This is a genomic window from Micropruina sp. (assembly GCF_047606365.1).
Taxonomy (GTDB): Bacteria; Actinomycetota; Actinomycetes; order Propionibacteriales; family Propionibacteriaceae; genus Micropruina.
Map to the genome: position 1 here is coordinate 23,381 of NZ_JASGEN010000156.1, position 16,384 is coordinate 39,764.

The following is a 16,384-nucleotide window of genomic DNA, read 5'->3' on the forward strand; positions in this document are numbered from 1 at the left end:
ACGAACTCATCTGCTGACTCGATCACATAGACGATGGTGCCATTCCTCGACTCAGTTCTGGGCCCGAGCCACCAGGTTGACGAAGACATCCTCCAGGGTTGGCTCCACCAACCGGACGGCGGCGTCGGCGAAGCCGGCTTCACGCAGGCGCTCCTCGAAGCCGGGGACGGCGTCCGGGTCGAGTACGGCGTGCAAGGACGCGCCGGACAGGTAGGCCTCTTCGACGCCGGGGGCGCTCTCCAGCCAGGTCAGGGCGCCGTCCACATTCGTCAGTCGCACCTCGAGGACCCGCTCGGTGAGTAGGTCGTGGCGGATTTCGGCCGGCGCACCTTCGGCGATCAGGCCGCCGCGGTAGATGAACGCCAGTTGATTGCAGTGGCTGGCCTCGTCCATGTAGTGGGTGGTGACGAACAGCGTGACGCCGCGTCCGGCGAGTTCGTAGAGCAGATCCCAGAACTGCCGTCTGGCTACGGGGTCGACGCCTCCGGTCGGCTCGTCGAGGAACAACAGTTCGGGGTCGTGGATGGTGGCTGTGCCGAGCGCCAGCCGTTGGCGCCAGCCGACCGACAGGTTGGCGGTCAGTTCGTTCTCGCGTCCCTGCAGATCGGCCATCTGCAGCACGTAGGCCCGCTGCTGGGCGAACCGTTCCGGGCTCAGGTCGTAGACACCGGCATAGAACCGCAGATTCTCCTCGACCGTCATGTCCTCGAACAGGGCGAACTTCTGCGACATGTAGCCGAACCGTTGCCGCACCCGCTCGGGGTGCGCAACCACGTCCTCGCCGAGCACCAGGGCCCGACCGGCAGTCGGTGCGCTGGTGCCGGTGAGCATCCGGATCGTGGTGGTCTTGCCCGAGCCGTTGGGGCCGAGGAAGCCGACGATGGTGCCGCGCGGCACGTCGAAGTCGATGCCGTCGACGGCGGTGAAACCACCGAAGCGTTTGGTCAGCCCGCGCACCGAAATAGCGGCGTCCGGGTTGGGCGGCGTACCCCGCAACCGCTCGGACGGCCGGCGATCGTCGGGTGGGCCATCCTCGGGAAAGGCACGTCGCGGAACACCGGCGGTCATTCGGTCAGCCTCCTCCGGGTCGCGATGATGGCGGCGCCGAAGATCACCACGGCGAACGCGGCGAGCACCCAGAACTGGGTGGCCAGCGCCTCGAAGCCGCTGCCTTTGATGAACGCGCCGCGCAGGATCTCGATCGCCCAGGTGAGCGGCACGAACCAGGTCAGCGGCACGATCGCGGCCGGCATCGAGTCGACCGGGAAGATGAAGCCGGAGAGCACGAAGCTGGGCAGCATGAACAGCATCATCAGCTGCTGCGCCTGCTGCCGGGTGTGTGAAACCAACGAGATCAGCAGCCCCAGCCCGATCGAGGTGAGCATGAACAGCGCCAAACCGGCGGCCACCACCGAGATCTGACCGGCGAACGGGACGCCGAACCAGAAGATGCCGACCAGCGCCACCAGGCACAACTGCACGGTGGCCACCAGCGCGTACGGGGTGACCTTGCCGATCAGGTATTCGGTGGGCCGGATCGGCGTGACGAACATCTGCTCCAGCGTGCCGCGTTCACGTTCCTTCACCACCGCCTGACCCATCACGGCCATGATCGACAACATCACGATCGCCGCCACCAGACCGGGAATCATGGTGTTCACCGAAGCCAGCGTGGGATTGAACATCACCCTGACCCGGGCGTCGATGCCCGGCGCAGCCAGGTCGACGCCTTGGGTATTCATCCGTTCGGCATTGAACCGGGCGATGATCTGGGCGGCGTAGCCGCTGCCGACGGAGGCCACCTGGCTGTCGGAGCCGTCCACGACGACACCGATCGGGGCGGTCTCGCCGCGGTCCAGCGCGGCCTGGGTGCCCTCGGGAATGACGATCGCGATGGCGATCGTGCCGGTGTCCATCAGCTGTTGCAGGTCGGATTCGGCCGGGTGGGCGACCACCTGGAAATAGTCGGACGCCCCGAAGTGCGCTTCCAGCGCCCGCGAGGTCGTCGTCCGATCCAGGTCGACGATCGCGGTGCTGAGGTTCTTCACGTCGGCGGCCACTACGTAGCCGAACAGGATCAGCTGCATGATCGGCATCAGGAACAGCAGCCGCAGCAGCAGCGGGTCGCGGCGCAGTTGAAGGAATTCTTTCCAGATCAGCAGCCGGATCCGCCGGCGGGTCTGCGCACCGGTGCTTCTCATCGCCTCCTCCTCGCCGACAGCAGCACCGCGACGGCGATCACGACCACCGCATAGCCGGCCAGCGCCGCCAGTTCGGGCCACAGTTCGTCGATTCCGGCGCCCTTGAGGAATACCCCGCGCGAAATGCTGACCATGAATCGGGCCGGGAACAGCCAACTCACCGCCTGCAACACCACGGGAATCGAACCCAGCGGAAAGGCGAACCCGGACAAGATGAACGCCGGCAGAATCGACAGCAGCAACCCCAGCATGTTGGCCGTCTCCAAGGTCGGCGCCACCGCTGAGATCACCAACCCCAGGCCGAGCGAACAGAACACGAACAGTGCCGCGCCGAGCGCGAGAACGCCCAGACTGCCCCGCAGCGGCAGGGCGAAGAACCACACCCCGACCGCGGTGATCGCGGCCAGTTCGGCGAAGGCGAGCAGCGTCCAGGGCGCCAACTTGCCGATCATCATCTCCCAGCCGGCCAGCGGGCTGATCGCCAGCTGTTCGTCGGTGCCCTGTTCACGCTCCCGCACCAGGCTGACCGCGGTCTGTTGGACGGCGACGACCATGATGATCACCACCATCAGCCCCGGTATCAGGAAGTCCGAACTTCGCCGCTCCGGGTTGTACCAGGTGCGCACCCGTGGCTCGAGTTGGCCGGCGGCCGTGACGTCAAGGCCCTGGCTGTCGGCCCACTCGATGGCGACCTTCTGTCCGTAGGACTGGTTGAGGGCCGTCACGAACGCCTGGCCGACCCGGGCCGGCGTGGGTTCGCTGCCGTCCAGGTAGACCGCGACGGTCGCCTGCTCGCCGGCGGCCAGGCTGCGTCCGAACCCGGACGGCACCAGCACCGCGATCCGGGCCTCGTTGTGGTCGAAGATGCGGTCCACGTCGGCCAGGCCGTCCGCGGTGCCGACGACGTGGAAGAAGTCCGAGCTGGCGTAGCTGCGCAGGTAGGCGGCGCTGGCCGGCGTCCGATCCTGGTCGATGACGATCGTGGAGACGTTCTTCACGTCGAAGCTGATCGCGTAGGCGAACAGGATCATCTGCAGCACCGGCAGGGCCAGCACGACCGCGAGGGTGCGGCGGTCCCGGCCGAGGTGGCGGAACTCCTTGGCGATCAGGGCACCGATCCGGTTCCAGGGGTTCATCACGCCACCCGTTCCCGATCCGGTTCTGCGCGGTTCAACTCGGCCAGCACGGCGAACGCGGTTTCCATGTCCACCTCAGCAGCTCGGACGGCGCCGCTGACGCCCGCCTGCGCCAACACGGTCTCGGCCTGGGCGACGTCCTGAACATCGAGCACCACCCGGACGACGTCGCCGTACAGATGAGCGGCCAGCACACCGGGCAGACCCTCGATGATGGCCAGCGCGGCCCGCGGTTCGGCGGTGCGCAGTTCGAACAGCCGGCCGGGCACCAGCGCCTTGATCTGGGCCGGGCTGCCGTGGTGCCGGACGCGTCCGCCGTCCAGGAAGATCACGTCGGTACAGCGTTCGGCCTCGTCCATGTACGGGGTGGCGACCAGCACGGTGGTGCCGGCCCGGTGCAGGTCGGCGAGGATCCGCCAGAACTCGCGCCGCGACACCGGGTCGACGCCGGTGGTCGGCTCGTCGAGCAGCAGCACCTCTGGCCGGTGCATCAGCGTGGTGGCCAGGAACAGCTTCTGTTTCATGCCGCCGGAGAGCCTTCCAGCCTGCCGGTCGAGGAAGTCGGCCAACCCCATGCCGGTGAGCAGCTGGTGCGAGCGTTCCTCGCGTTCACCAGCGGGAACACCGCGCAGCCGGGCGAAGAACTCGATGTTCTCGGCCACCGTCAGGTCGGGGTACAGCGCGAACTTCTGCGACATGTAACCGATCCGGGGCGTCACCTGGGCGGCCTGCCGAGTGACCGAGAAGCCCTGGACGCGGGCGTCGCCTGCGTCCGGTCGCAGCACGGTGGCGAGCATCCGGATCAGCGTCGACTTGCCGGCGCCGTCCGGGCCGAGCAGGCCGAGCACCGCGCCGGGTGGCACGCTCAACTCGACGCCGTCGACGGCCACGATGTCACCGAACGTCCGCCGCAGGCCGGACGCCTCGATGGCCGGCGCGACCCCGGGATCGGTGGTCATGACAGGCGCACATCCACCGGCATGCCGGACTTGAGCGTGCCGGACGAGTCGTCGACCCGCACCCGGATGGCGAACACCAGCTTGGTGCGCTGGTCGGCGGTGTCGATGGTGTTCGGGGTGAACTCGGCGGTGTCCGAGACGAACGAGACGGTGCCGGTGAAGTTCTCGGTACTGGAGTTGGTGGTGATCGTGGCGCTGTGGCCGACGGCGACCTGGCCGATCTGCGGTTCGGGCACGAACACCCGGATGAACCGGGTCGCCGGATCGGTCAGGGTGAGCACGGTGCGTCCCGGCGCCGCGTTGGCACCGGCGTTGCCGACCACATTGACTACGGTGCCGGCGGCGGGTGCCTTGATGGTGGCGTAGCCGAGTTGCACCCGGGCAAGTTCCACGGCCGCCTCGGCCTGCGCCTGCCGGGCCTTCGCGGCCTTCACATCGGCCGTGGTGCCGTCGTCCTTCGCATTCGTGACGGCGGCCTTGGCCGCCTTGACGCCCTGTTTGGCCTGGCTGAGCTGCAGCTTCAGCGCGGCCGTGTCGAGTTGGACCAGCACCTGGCCCTTCGTCACCTGGTCACCCTCGGCGACCTTGATCGCGGTGATCCGGCCGGCCATCGCGGGCGCGACGGCGATCTCGTCGGTCTCCACCTGCCCGCTCAAGGTGAGGCCGGCGTCCGGGGCGGGACGGGTGGCGCTCCACCACCACCAACCGCCCAGGCCGGCGAGCAGCACGACGACAACGATGATCACCGGAATCGGCGGACGCTTGTGCTTCATGGATTCACCTCATGGGTCGGGCAGGTCGCAAGTTGGAGGTCGGCGGGAACGCCGGGCGGCAGTGGAGAATCGACCGTGACCTCGACCGGGACGGCCCGGGTCAGGTGCACCTGGTCGGTGGTGTGGTAGCTCGGCGGGTAGTCGGCCAACGGCAGGATGCGGCTGACCTTCCCGGCGACGGGGGCGGCGAGCGAATCGAGATGAACGGTCGCGGACGCGTCCAGGCACACCTGGGCGGCTTGCTCGGGAGCCAGCCAAGTGGTGACGACCCGCGCCGGGCGAGCGACTTCGGCAACGGTGGCGCCGGGAGCCACCACATCGCCGACAGCAGCCAGCGACGTCACCACACCGTCGGTGGGCGCCCGGACGACGGCCTGCTTCTTCGCCACCGACGCGGTGTCGACCGCTGTGGTGTCGCGGGCCGCGATCACGGCGAGCTTGCGGTTGCCCTGCAAGGTGGCCCGAGCGTCGGCGAGCTTGGTCAGCCCCTTGTCGATCTGCCGGATGCCGTCGCGGGCCTTGACCAGGTTGTCGTCGATGGTGCGGATCGCCTTGCTCAGCTGCGGAATGCCCTTCTTCAACTGCCGAATGGCGGCGCTGAGCTTGGTCCGCGCGGCGGTCAGTTTGGCGATTCCGTTCGTGAGCTGGGCCTTCGCCACGGTCAACTTGGCGATCCCGGCCTTGAGCTGGGCCCTGGCCGCGGTCAGCTTGCCGATCCCGGCCTTGAGCTCGGCCCTGGCAGCGGTCAGCTTGGCCTTCGCCTGAAGCAGCGGCTCTCGAAGCTCCGGGGGCGCGTCAGGGGGTAGCGCGGCGAGAGCGGCGTCGACCTGGGCCAACTGCTTCTCAACCTCTGCCAGATTCGCTGTCAGTGTGCGCAGGTTCTGCTCGACCTCCGCCAGCTTCGGCGTCAGCGTCCGCAAGTTCTTCTCCACCTCCGCCAGCTTCGGCGTCAGCGTCCGCAGGTTCTTCTCGACCGTGGCCAGTGTCTTCGGCAGCTTGGCGGCGGCCTTGCGGGCATCGGCGAGTTTGCCGGCCAGATCCTTGCGCGCCTTTGTCGCCTTGGCGATCCCGTCGGTCACCTCGCGGCGCTTGTCGCGCAGGTCTCGTTGCTTGTCGGCGAGGGTTTCTAGGGCGCTGTCGATCACGCCGACCTGAGCTTTGGTGACGGCGAGATCGGCCCGCGCTATCTTCACCTGGGCGCCCAGTCCCGCGTCGTCGAAGCGCACCAGCACGTCCCCGGCCTCAACGTTGTCACCCAGCTTCACCGCGACGGCGACCACCCGCTGAGCGGCGCCCAGCGACAGCACGGCAGGCACGTTCGAACTGGTCGCGGCGTGTCCGGGCGCGAGCTGGAAGCCGGCATCCAGGTTCACCCGCGGCTCACCCAGCGTCGGCGCCTGGACGCCGAGGGTGTCAGCGACCACGCGTCCGGTGGCGGTGATAGTGGTCGGGGCGGGCTGGGTGCAGCCGGTGAATGCCAGCGCGATCGCCACGGTGGTGGCGAGTGCCGCGCCGGCGCGCCGGGTCATGCCGCGCCCCCGGCGTCCGGGCTCTCGAGGGTCGGGGTGGTGGCGTCGGGCGTCGTGAAATCGAGGGTGCGCAGGTAGGCGTCGACCAGCCACTCGATCGTTTCGCCGCCTGGGCGTTGGGGTGCGTCGTTGCTCATCAGCCCGCCGAAGACCACGTAACTCATCAGCGGCCCCAGCAGCATCCGCACGCTGATCTCCGGGTGGTCGAGCGTGATCACGCCGTTGGCCGCAGCCCCGGCAAGGATGGCGGTGCCGCGTCCGAGCAACTGGTAGGGCAACGCCTCCAGGAAGGTGCTCCGCAACTCGGGGACGTGTGCGGCCTCGCCCAGCAGCAACCGCAGGATGGCGATCGACTCGTCACGCAGCATGGTGTCGAGCAGCCGCTCACCGAAGCCGATCAACGTGGCCCGGAGCTCCTCCCGGGTGCGTGCGGGCGGGATGCCCTGCTGCGAACCCAGCGTCTGCAGCGCCTCGCCCACCACCGCGATCAGCAACTCGTCCTTGCTCGCGAAGTACGCGTACAGGGTCTGTTTGCTGACCCCCGCCTCGGCGGTGACCGCGTCCATCGAGGTGCGGGCGAAGCCTTGGCTGAGGAACAGCGCGCGAGCGGCGTCGGTGATCTGCCGACGTTTGGCCTGGGCTCGCGGGCTCAACTCCTCCACAGAATCAAACTGTACGGTTCAGTTTGATAGCTCGCAAGGGGCTGGTCGGAGACTCTCGGGTTAGGGTTCGGCTGTGATCAAGTACCTGGGCTCCAAGCGGGCTCTCGCTGGGGTGTTGGGCACCCTGGCCGAGGGCTCCGGGGCCCGGACGGCGGTGGACCTGTTCACCGGAACGACCCGGGTCGCGCAGGAGTTCAAACGGCGCGGGTTGTCGGTCACCGCAGCCGACCTGGCCAGCTACAGCGAGGTGCTGGCCCGCTGCTACATCGCCACCGACGCCGACGCGGTCGACGCCGACGAGTTGGACGCCCTGCTGGCCGAGCTGAACGCATTGCCCGGACGCCGCGGTTACGTCACCGAGACTTTCTGCGAGCAGGCCCGGTTCTTCCAGCCGCACAACGGCGAGCGGATCGATGCGATCCGGGACTGCCTGGTGGGGCTGGCCGACCACCCGCTCTATCCGGTGTTGCTGACCGCCCTGATGGAGGCGGCCGACCGGGTCGACAACACCACCGGCCAGCACATGGCCTACCTGAAGAGCTGGGCGCCCCGGTCGTCCAACGAGTTACGGCTGCGGGCGCCGGCGCTGCTGCCCGGCACCGGACTGGTGGTCCGCGGTGACGCCCTGCAGGTGGCACAGGAGTTGCCGCCGTCCGACCTGGTCTATCTCGACCCGCCCTACAACCAGCACCGCTACTTCAGCTACTACCACATCTGGGAGACCCTGGTCCGGTGGGATTCCCCCGGCCACTACGGGGTGGCCTGCAAACGTGAGGACGCCCGGGGTGACGCCAACGCCAGCGCCTTCAACTCGCGGCGCCGGATGCCGGCGGCGTTGGCGGCACTGATCGGTGAGGTCCGGGCCGAGACCGTGGTGGTCTCCTACAACGACGAGGCCTGGGTGACGCCGGAGCAGATCGTCGGCTGGCTGCACGACGCCGGGCATGCCACGGTCGAACTGCTGGCGTTCGACTCGCGGCGCTACGTCGGTTCGCGGATCGGCATCTACAACCATCTCGGCGAGAAGGTGGGCAAGGTCTCGCACACCCGCAACGTCGAATACGTGTTCGTCGCCGGAACGGCCGACCGGGTGGGTGCGGCGCTGGCCGCACTGGCCGGACGCGACCCGGCCGAGGTCAGCGTCCGGTGAAACGCGCGGCGGCCCGGGCGGCCGACATCCATGCACTGGCGAAGGCGCTGCCCTACGTCACTGCCTACGACCCGGACTCGACCACGCCGGTCTATCAGGTCGGCGGCAAGTCCTTCGTCTTCTTCCGGACGCCTCGTCCGGACGCCGTCGACCCGGTCACCGGCGAACGCTACGACGATGTGGTGGTGTTCTGGGTGCCCGACCTGGCAGCCAAGGAAGCCCTGGTGCAGGATCCCTCGACGCCCTTCTTCACCACCCCCCACTTCGACGGGCATCCGTCCGTGCTGCTGCGGCTGAGCCGGGTGGGCGAGTTGAGCCGGGCCGAACTGGCCGAGGTCATCGAGGACGCCTGGCTGTCGCGGGCGTCCGCCCGCCGGGGGCGGCTCTACCTGGAGGGGCCTGACCGGATCACCGGGTAGCCACCACCGTTGGTCGAGCTTGTCGAGACCCCTCCGTCCGGGAGCCCCACCGTTGGTTGAGCTTGTCGAAACCCCGTCCCCGCGAGGGTCTCGACAAGCTCGACCCACGATGATCACCGCTCACTTCTAGCCAGGAAGACATGCACCCCTCGGCTAGACGGGGAACCGCTGCTAGATTGGCGGCCATGCACACGAATGTGACGATGATCACCGCGCATGCCGTCCGCGCGCTGATGTGCATGTGTTGCTGTTGTCGACTCGGCTGAACGACCTCTTTCACTGTTCACCACGTCCGACCGCAACCCACTCTCCCCTTGAAAGGCATGCCATGCCGCACGATGAAATCTGGCGCCGAATCCGTTCCGAGGCCACCGCGGCCGCCGAGAGCGAGCCCGCGCTGGCCAGCTACCTGCACACCGTCGTCCTCGCCCACGACCGGCTCGAGGACGTGCTCAGCTACATGTTGGCGTCCAAGCTCGGCAGCCCCACCATCACCTCGCTCAGCCTGCGCTCGCTGATCGACGAGGCCCTGGCCAAGGACCCGACCATCGGGCTCGCCTTCCGCGAGGACCTGCGCGCGGTGCTCAGCCGCGACCCAGCCTGCCGCGGGTATTCCATTCCACTGCTGTACTTCAAGGGTTTTCACGCCCTGCAGTCGTACCGCGTGGCGCACTACTACTGGGTGAACGGACGCGAGCCGCTCGCGCTCTATCTGCAGAGCCGGATTTCCGAGGTGTTCGCCGTCGACATTCATCCGGGCGCGCGGATCGGCAAGGGCATCCTGTTCGACCATGCCACCTCGATCGTGATCGGCGAGACCGCCGTGGTCGAGGACGACTTCTCGATGCTGCACGAGGTGACCCTCGGCGGCACCGGCAAGGTGGGCGGCGACCGGCACCCGAAGATCCGTCGTGGCGTGATGATCGGTGCCGGCGCGAAGGTGCTGGGCAACATCGAGGTCGGCGAGGGCGCCAAGATCGGCGCCGGTTCGGTGGTGCTCGAGGACGTCGCACCGTTCACCACGGTGGCTGGCGTGCCGGCCCGTCCGGTCAGCTACCCGGCGCACGTCTTCCCCGAGGACCTGGTCGAAACCGACCTCAGCTATCACGACGCCGACTGAGCCGGAGTCCGCGGCATAGCCTGAGGTCATGCTCGCCGCGTATGTGACCGCCGCCGATCCCGACCATCCGCTAGACGCCCTGCGAATCGGCGAACGCCCCGAACCGGACGCCGCCGAGGACTGGGTGATCGTCCAGGTCGAGGCGTGTGCGCTGAACCGGCACGATCTGTGGTCACTGGCCGGCGTGGGCCTGCCGCCCGACCGGATGCCGATGATCCTGGGCACGGACGCCGCCGGCACCGTCGACGGCCGGCCGGTGATCGTGTGGGCCGTCATCAACTCACCGGGCTGGACCGGCGATGCGACCCTCGATCCGAAGCGCAGCCTGCTCTCGGAACTGCACCAGGGCACCATGGCGCAGTTCGTCGCCGTGCCCCGCGCCAACCTGATCGACCGGCCGACCTGGCTGAGCACCGAGCAGGCCGCCTGTCTGCCCACCGCGTGGCTGACCGCCTACCGGATGCTCACCAACGACTCGGGCCTGAGCGCGGGTGACACGGTGCTGATCCAGGGCGCTTCCGGCGGGGTGGCGTCCGCGGCCACCGCGCTGGGAGCGGCGCTCGGGTTCCGGGTCTGGGCGACCGGACGCACCGAGGCCAAACGAGCGGCGGCCCTGAGCCGCGGCGCGGACGCCGCCTTCGAGCCGGGTGCCCGGCTGCCGGAACGGGTGGACGCCGTCATCGAAACCGTCGGCGAAGCCAGCTGGGCGCACTCACTGCGCTGCCTGCGTCCGGGCGGCACCGTCGTCTGCGCGGGCGCGACCAGCGGCCCGAACCCACCGGCGGAACTGAATCGGGTGTTCTTCCAGCAACTGCGGGTGATCGGCTCCACCATGGGCACGATCGAAGAGTTCCACGGCCTGCTCGCACTGTTGGAACGCACCGGCGTCCGGCCGACCATCGACCGGGTGCTGGACCTGCCGGACGCCGCCGAAGGCTTCCGCGCCATGGCCGAGGGCACGTTGGACGGCAAGATCGTCATCCGTCCTTAAGCGGTTGTCTAGCTCAAGGCTTGGCGACCCGATTGATCATCAGCGCGACGCCGCGGTTCGCACCGGTGACGGTCAACTCGACGTCCGGATGATCGGACTGCCACACCCGGAATAGTTCGTCAGCGAAACCCTGACCCACCAGGTCGACACCGGTGAAGTCCAGAACCACATGCTTGAACTGCTCGAGTCCGAGTGCGAATCGCTTGGCCTGGGAGCGGCTGAGGAACTCCGATCCGTGCTGCACCAACTCAACCCGTGGAATCGTCCGGACGAAGTCGCCGTCCTCAGTGAACGCCTCGAACACACGGACGAGGTCACGTGTGGTTTGCAGCTCGAGCGACAGGGAGACGACGGTACCCAGATCAACGCCCCGACCGAGTGCGATGTCGCCTTCGAGATTGTCCACAGAGAAGAGATAGCCATTGGCCTCAAGGCTGAAGATGTCGACCGCCTTCGAGGTGAAGAAGATGCCCTCCCCTGAGTGCCTCTGTGGCGCGGTGGTGCGCCGTCCCTTGGTGAGATCCACCACCGAATCGGCGACGCTCGGGTACCGGAACCTGTCGGCCAGGCTGCGGAAGGCACCGATGCCGTCGTCAGACAACGTGATTCTGACCACCGTCCCGTCAATGGCGAGGTTCACATCCAGTGAATTCCCGAAGGAGTGATCGATCGCATTGTTCGCCATCTCGGTCACCGCGTAGCCCAAGATGTTGCGGGCTCGGAGAGGCAACTCGTCACCGTGACGCTTCTCCAGTTCGATACGGAGGTCGTCCCAGACAGCGTCCTCGGCGAGTCCCACCAGGTTGTATGTCCGATCCCAGGCAGCCACGTCAGTGGATCGGCGACGAAGAGCCGACCACTCCCGGCGCAGACGTTCGGGTCGGAACCGTCGATGCCCACCGGGCGTCAGTTCTGCACTCAACGCGCCCTGGTCAACCAATTGCCGGACGCGACTCGTCGAAAGGTCGAGCATCCTGCTCGCCTCCCCGATCCCAATCAGCTCATCCCGCACACCCTGAATCTATACCATTGTTGATTTTGGGCATCGGAATCCACAATTTCGGGCGCTTTGCGCCAACCATCCGACAGGTGACCCGGGTCAGCCGACCTTGGCGAGTTGGGCGGTCAACTCGGCGTCGGAGAGATCCCACACCGCGATCGACGTGCAGGTGGCGGCCTTCGCCCGGCAGAACAGCGCCACCGGCCAATTCTGGCCTTCGCCGATCTTCTCCCAGACGACGTCCGGGTCTTCCATCTGGGCGACCGGGACGTCGAACGGCTTGGTCGGGGCCGGGTCGGAGGAGGTGTGCAGCACACCGACCAGGGTGGGCAGCTTGCCGTCGGCGACCCGCTGCATGCGGGCGAACGCCGGCCTCAGCTGGGTCTCCCCGCCGATCACCACCACGGCCGGCCCCTTGGTGTAGTCGGTCATCTGGAGCTGTCCGCCGCCGACCTTCTGCAGCACCGCACCCCGCTGTCCCGGTTTGGGTGGCTTCACCTGCTTCGGCCGGGCCGGCACGAACTTCCGGCCGGGCGGTTCGAGCGCGAAGAAGTCCGACGGCACGGTGACGTTGGTTTCGACCGAGGTCACCTCCCACGACACGTAGCCGGCCGACGTCCCCTTCATCTGCACGGAGGAAAACTCGGCGTCGAAGAGCAGCTCGGACGGTCCGCCCTCGTCCCCGGCACACGACCAGACGGTCGCGGTCCGTCCGGCGATCTGGGTCGTTCCGGTCTGCTTGGCCTGCGGGCATTGCGTCTCGAACGCCGGCGTCCCAGGCCCGGACGGCTCGGCCGCGGCATCCCGACGGCACCCGGCCGAGTCGCAGGTCACCTGCGTGGTGCCGTCGGAGACGTTGACCAGTTTCGATTCCGCGCCGTCCTCACCGGCCGGATAGAGCATGCGGCTACGGGTGCCGTCGGTGACGGTCACCATCTCGATCACGCTGCCCTCGGCCTTGACCGTGCCGGTCACCCGGATGATCCTGGACGAGCCGGTCGGAGTGGCGCTCGGCGTCGGGGTCGCCTGGACCGACGTACATCCGGACGCCACCAGCAACAGCACGAGGTATTTCGCAGCCTTCACGGGCGCAGGGTACGAGGGGTATCGGCCAGCAAGACAGGTGGCAATGTTGCCACTTGTGAAATGGAGCCGCCTTGGGGAATCGAACCCCAGACCTTCTCATTACGAGTGAGACGCTCTACCGACTGAGCTAAGGCGGCCTGCCGAGCCTGAACCCGGCGACGACCAACTATAGGACAGCGGCCACGGTGGACGCGATTCGGCAGTGCCAGCGGGTGACCAAAGGAACCGTCCCCGGTGACCAAGAGAACCGTCCCCGGTGACCGGGTTACTGGCAGCGGGTGCCGTCGGCGGGGACAGTGTCCTGGGTCAGGTAGGCGATCACGGCGTTGTCGATGCACGACGACTTGCCGCCGAAGGTGCCGTGGCCCTCGCCCTCGTAGGTGAGCAGCACGGCCGAGGTCAGCTGCTTCGCCATGGTCACCGCGTTCTGGTAGGGCGTCGCCGGGTCGCCGGTGGCGCCCACCACCACGATCGGTGCGGCGCCCGAGCCGGTCGGCTGGAACTGCGGGGCGCTGCGCACCGGCCACAGGGCGCAGGTGTAACCGGGACCGAAGTACTTGCCGTAGATCGGCGCCTTCTTCTGGTCCTCGACCCAGCGCCGCTCGGCCTCCACCACGCCCAGATCCTTGGAGTCGGCGCAGCCGATCGCCGGGAACGAGTAGAACAGCGAGCCGTAACGGCCGTCCCGGCCGCGATCGTTGAGTCCGTCGGAGGAACGCAGCAGATCGGCACCCTCGCCACCGATGGCCGACTGCAGGTCGGCGGACAGTTCCTGCCAGGCCGGGATGCCGCCGTACAGATAGCCGGCGATGCCACTGGCGGCGAGGCTCTGGGTGAGTCGCCGATCGCCCACCGTCAGCGGGTCGGCGTCCAGCTTGTCCAGGAAGCCGGTGATGGTCTTCAGCACCTCGTCCTTCGAACTGCCCAGCGAACAGTTCTGCCGGGCACACCAGGCCGCGAAGTTCCCCAGCGCCAGATCGAACCCCATCGCCTGGATGACGGTGTCGTCGTCGGTGATGTCGACGGCGGCGTCCAGCACCAGCCGTCCGACCCGCTGCGGGAACAGGTCGGCGTAGACGGCGCCGATCTGGGTGCCGTAGGAGTAACCCACATACGAGAGCTTGTCGTCACCGACCAGCACCCGCATCAGGTCGAGGTCGCGGGCGGTGTCGATCGTCGAGATGTGCTCCAGCAACTCGCCGCTGTGTTCCCAGCACGACTTCGCGAACTCGTAGGTGCCGACCAGCAGGGCGTCGGTCTCGGCGTCGTCGTCGGGTGAGGAGTCGAGCTGGTTGTACGCGTCGGTCTGACTGTCGTCGAAGCAGCGCACCGGGGTGGAGGCGTTGGTGCCGCGCGGATCCCAGCCGACGATGTCGTACTGCTCGAGCCCCTTCGAGGCGAAATAGGTGACCATGTTGCGTCCGGAGGCACCCGGTCCGCCGGGGTTGATGAAGAGCGTGCCCAACTTCGGGGTGGCGGTCGCCGGCTTGCGGGCCAGGGCGAGCGTGATCGCCTGCGCGGACGGGTTGGCGTAGTCGAGCGGGGCCACGATGCTCGCGCACTGGTACCGCTCGGCGCAGGTGCGCCATTGGACGGCCTGCTTCAGGTAGCCGTCCATGCCGCCCTCAGGTGCCTCGGTGAAGCCGTCCGGACGCGCCGTGGACGGCGGCAGCTGCGGCCGATCCACCTCGAAACCCGGGGTCTGCGAGATCCCGATCACCGGTCCGGACGGCGTCGCGGCCGGAGCACTGGGTGCCGGCTGGGTCGGGCCCGCGCCCGGCACACACCCCGCGAGGACGAGGAGCGCGGCGACGCCGACGGCCCAGCGGGAGGAGATGCGCACGGGCACAATCTAGTGGCCAGCTCCTACTCACCCCACTGAACCCGTCCGCCGCCGGTCTCGACAAACTCGACCAACGACACTCGGCCCACCCGGCGAAACTCAGCGGCTGCTGCTCTCCCGGCTCTTGCGGAAGCTGCGGTCGAGGCTGAATCCGCCGCCGCCGACGCACAGGAACAGCAGGCCGACCACGGCCAGCAGCAGCTCGAGCTCACCGACGAAGCCGGCGCGGCCGGCAACGAACGGGCTCCAGTTGCCCCACAGCACGAAGGTCAGCGCGCCGCCGGCGATCAGCAGCACACCCAGCCCGGCGACCCGGGTGAGCAGGCCGAAGACCAGGGCCACTGCGATGGCCAGCGAGGCGAACCCGGTGATGGTGGCCATCAGCGCCGGCTCGGGAATGATCGTCGTGGCGAAGAGTTCCTGGGCGGCGATCGGGTCGGTCACGAAGGCCAGCCCGTGCACAGCCATGATCGCGGCGACCACGAGGCGGACCAGGAACAGCGAGAAGGCGCCGAGGAAACGGTCGGTGGTGCGCCGGGTGACCACCACGGGCTCCGGGGTCGGCTCAGCCCGGGCGTCGGGGGCGGCCAGCGCCGCCTCACGGGCCTCACGACGCGCCGCCCGCTCGGCGGCGAGCTTGCGCTCCTCCTCCGTCGGCTCGGCGGGCACCTCCATCACGGCGGTGGGCGCCACCGCGGGCGACGATGCCGCCGCGCCCGACCGGAAGATGCCGTCGTCGGGCGTGCGTGCCGTCCGTGCGTCGGGTGTGGCGCTGGGCGGTGCCGGCAGCTTGGGTGCGCGGCGCCGGGTGGGCTCGTCCTCTTCGGTGAAGCCGAACGGGAACGTGTGCTGATCCGTGTCGGTCATGGTCCTCCTACGCAGGGTGGATTCCATCGTGCCCGTTCCGGCGCTCCGGCCAGCCGACCGACACTCGCGCGTCCGGCGATTGCGGGATCAGCGTCGGCCGGCGATGGTCACCAGCAGCGACTCCAACGCCAGCAGCGGCGCCACGTTGCCCTCGAGGGCCTCGCGGCAGGCCAGGATGGCGTCGATCCGGCGCAGCGTCGCCTCGGGAGCGTCACGCCGCGCGACCGCTTCGATCTCGGCCCGCAACTCGGCGTTGATCAGCTCGGCCGCCACCCCTGACTGCACCAGCAGCACGTCGCGGTAGTAGGTGGTGAGCTCGGTGAGCACCCGGTCGAGCGCGTCGCGCTGCAACCGTTTGGCGCGCGCCTTCTGCTGCTCGTCGAGTTCACGAAGCGCCGCCTGAGCGTTGCGCGGCCGGGCGCCCTTGGTGCCGAAGCCGAGCGCCTCGGACAGCTCGGCCTTCTCGCGGGCGTCGAGTTCGGTGGTGGTGGCGGACGCCTCCTGGGTCGCGGAGTCGACCAGTTCGGCGGCCGCGGTCAGGCACTCGCCGAGCGAGGTGAGGCGTCCGGGCAGGGTGAGCAGTTCGGCGCGGCGGGCGCGCGCCGCCTCGTTGCGGGCCAGCATTCGGGCCCGGCCGATGTGCCCTTG

At 68.5% G+C, this 16,384-nt stretch carries 16 protein-coding genes and 1 tRNA gene; 4 read left to right on the forward strand and 13 right to left on the reverse strand.

Annotation, left to right across the window (positions count from 1 at the left end):
- Nucleotides 1–51: 51 nt before the first annotated feature.
- Genes QM624_RS17735 through QM624_RS17765 form a run of 7 tightly spaced genes read right to left on the reverse strand, consistent with a single transcriptional unit; the run spans nt 52 to nt 7,260 of the window.
- Complete coding sequence (locus QM624_RS17735) at nt 52–1,068, reverse strand: ATP-binding cassette domain-containing protein (RefSeq protein ID WP_415094266.1); 1,017 nt, start codon at nt 1,066–1,068, stop codon at nt 52–54.
- Complete coding sequence (locus QM624_RS17740; RefSeq protein ID WP_415094267.1) at nt 1,065–2,201, reverse strand: ABC transporter permease; 1,137 nt, start codon at nt 2,199–2,201, stop codon at nt 1,065–1,067. The genes QM624_RS17735 and QM624_RS17740 overlap by 4 nt, the downstream gene beginning before the upstream one ends.
- The gene (locus QM624_RS17745) at nt 2,198–3,337 is read right to left on the reverse strand and encodes an ABC transporter permease (protein WP_415094269.1); all 1,140 of its coding nucleotides are present in this window, start codon (nt 3,335–3,337) and stop codon (nt 2,198–2,200) included. Before QM624_RS17745 ends, QM624_RS17740 begins: the two co-directional genes overlap by 4 nt.
- On the reverse strand, nt 3,337–4,296 hold the full coding sequence (locus QM624_RS17750) for an ABC transporter ATP-binding protein (RefSeq protein WP_415094271.1): 960 nt from the start codon (nt 4,294–4,296) through the stop codon (nt 3,337–3,339). The genes QM624_RS17745 and QM624_RS17750 overlap by 1 nt, the downstream gene beginning before the upstream one ends.
- On the reverse strand, nt 4,293–5,069 hold the full coding sequence (locus QM624_RS17755; protein WP_415094273.1) for an HlyD family secretion protein: 777 nt from the start codon (nt 5,067–5,069) through the stop codon (nt 4,293–4,295). The genes QM624_RS17750 and QM624_RS17755 overlap by 4 nt, the downstream gene beginning before the upstream one ends.
- Nucleotides 5,066–6,598: an HlyD family efflux transporter periplasmic adaptor subunit gene (locus QM624_RS17760; RefSeq protein ID WP_415094275.1), complete on the reverse strand. Its 1,533-nt coding sequence runs from the start codon at nt 6,596–6,598 to the stop codon at nt 5,066–5,068. The genes QM624_RS17755 and QM624_RS17760 overlap by 4 nt, the downstream gene beginning before the upstream one ends.
- The gene (locus tag QM624_RS17765) at nt 6,595–7,260 is read right to left on the reverse strand and encodes a TetR/AcrR family transcriptional regulator (RefSeq protein WP_415094277.1); all 666 of its coding nucleotides are present in this window, start codon (nt 7,258–7,260) and stop codon (nt 6,595–6,597) included. Before QM624_RS17765 ends, QM624_RS17760 begins: the two co-directional genes overlap by 4 nt.
- A 73-nt stretch (nt 7,261–7,333) precedes the next feature.
- Between QM624_RS17765 and QM624_RS17770 the strand changes: the two genes are divergently transcribed.
- The 4 genes from QM624_RS17770 (at nt 7,334) to QM624_RS17785 (ending at nt 10,940) form a co-directional block, all read left to right on the forward strand.
- The gene (locus tag QM624_RS17770; protein ID WP_415094279.1) at nt 7,334–8,410 is read left to right on the forward strand and encodes a DNA adenine methylase; all 1,077 of its coding nucleotides are present in this window, start codon (nt 7,334–7,336) and stop codon (nt 8,408–8,410) included.
- Nucleotides 8,407–8,829, forward strand: coding sequence for an MmcQ/YjbR family DNA-binding protein (locus tag QM624_RS17775; protein WP_415094281.1), 423 nt, complete (start codon nt 8,407–8,409; stop codon nt 8,827–8,829). The genes QM624_RS17770 and QM624_RS17775 overlap by 4 nt, the downstream gene beginning before the upstream one ends.
- A 328-nt stretch (nt 8,830–9,157) precedes the next feature.
- A complete protein-coding gene (gene cysE / locus QM624_RS17780; RefSeq protein WP_415094283.1) occupies nt 9,158–9,949 on the forward strand; it encodes a serine O-acetyltransferase in 792 nt (263 codons plus the stop codon).
- A 28-nt stretch (nt 9,950–9,977) separates the two neighbouring features.
- Nucleotides 9,978–10,940 (forward strand): zinc-binding dehydrogenase, encoded by a 963-nt coding sequence (locus QM624_RS17785; RefSeq protein WP_415094285.1) that lies wholly within the window; start codon nt 9,978–9,980, stop codon nt 10,938–10,940.
- A gap of 13 nt (nt 10,941–10,953) precedes the next feature.
- On the opposite strand, the gene QM624_RS17790 is transcribed toward QM624_RS17785, so the two are convergent.
- The 6 genes from QM624_RS17790 to QM624_RS17815 all read right to left on the reverse strand — a co-directional run.
- The gene (locus tag QM624_RS17790) at nt 10,954–11,769 is read right to left on the reverse strand and encodes an STAS-like domain-containing protein (protein ID WP_415094287.1); all 816 of its coding nucleotides are present in this window, start codon (nt 11,767–11,769) and stop codon (nt 10,954–10,956) included.
- A 270-nt stretch (nt 11,770–12,039) separates the two neighbouring features.
- Nucleotides 12,040–13,026: a hypothetical protein gene (locus tag QM624_RS17795; protein WP_415094289.1), complete on the reverse strand. Its 987-nt coding sequence runs from the start codon at nt 13,024–13,026 to the stop codon at nt 12,040–12,042.
- A 61-nt stretch (nt 13,027–13,087) separates the two neighbouring features.
- A tRNA-Thr gene (locus QM624_RS17800) sits at nt 13,088–13,163 on the reverse strand.
- A gap of 128 nt (nt 13,164–13,291) precedes the next feature.
- Nucleotides 13,292–14,869, reverse strand: a complete 1,578-nt coding sequence (locus tag QM624_RS17805; RefSeq protein ID WP_415094291.1) for an alpha/beta hydrolase — start codon at nt 14,867–14,869, stop codon at nt 13,292–13,294.
- A 99-nt stretch (nt 14,870–14,968) separates the two neighbouring features.
- Nucleotides 14,969–15,736, reverse strand: coding sequence for a DoxX family protein (locus tag QM624_RS17810; RefSeq protein ID WP_415094293.1), 768 nt, complete (start codon nt 15,734–15,736; stop codon nt 14,969–14,971).
- An 87-nt stretch (nt 15,737–15,823) separates the two neighbouring features.
- Nucleotides 15,824–16,384, reverse strand: a 561-nt coding sequence (locus QM624_RS17815; protein ID WP_415094295.1) for a DNA polymerase III subunit delta' C-terminal domain-containing protein, incomplete at its 5' end; no start/stop codon positions are given.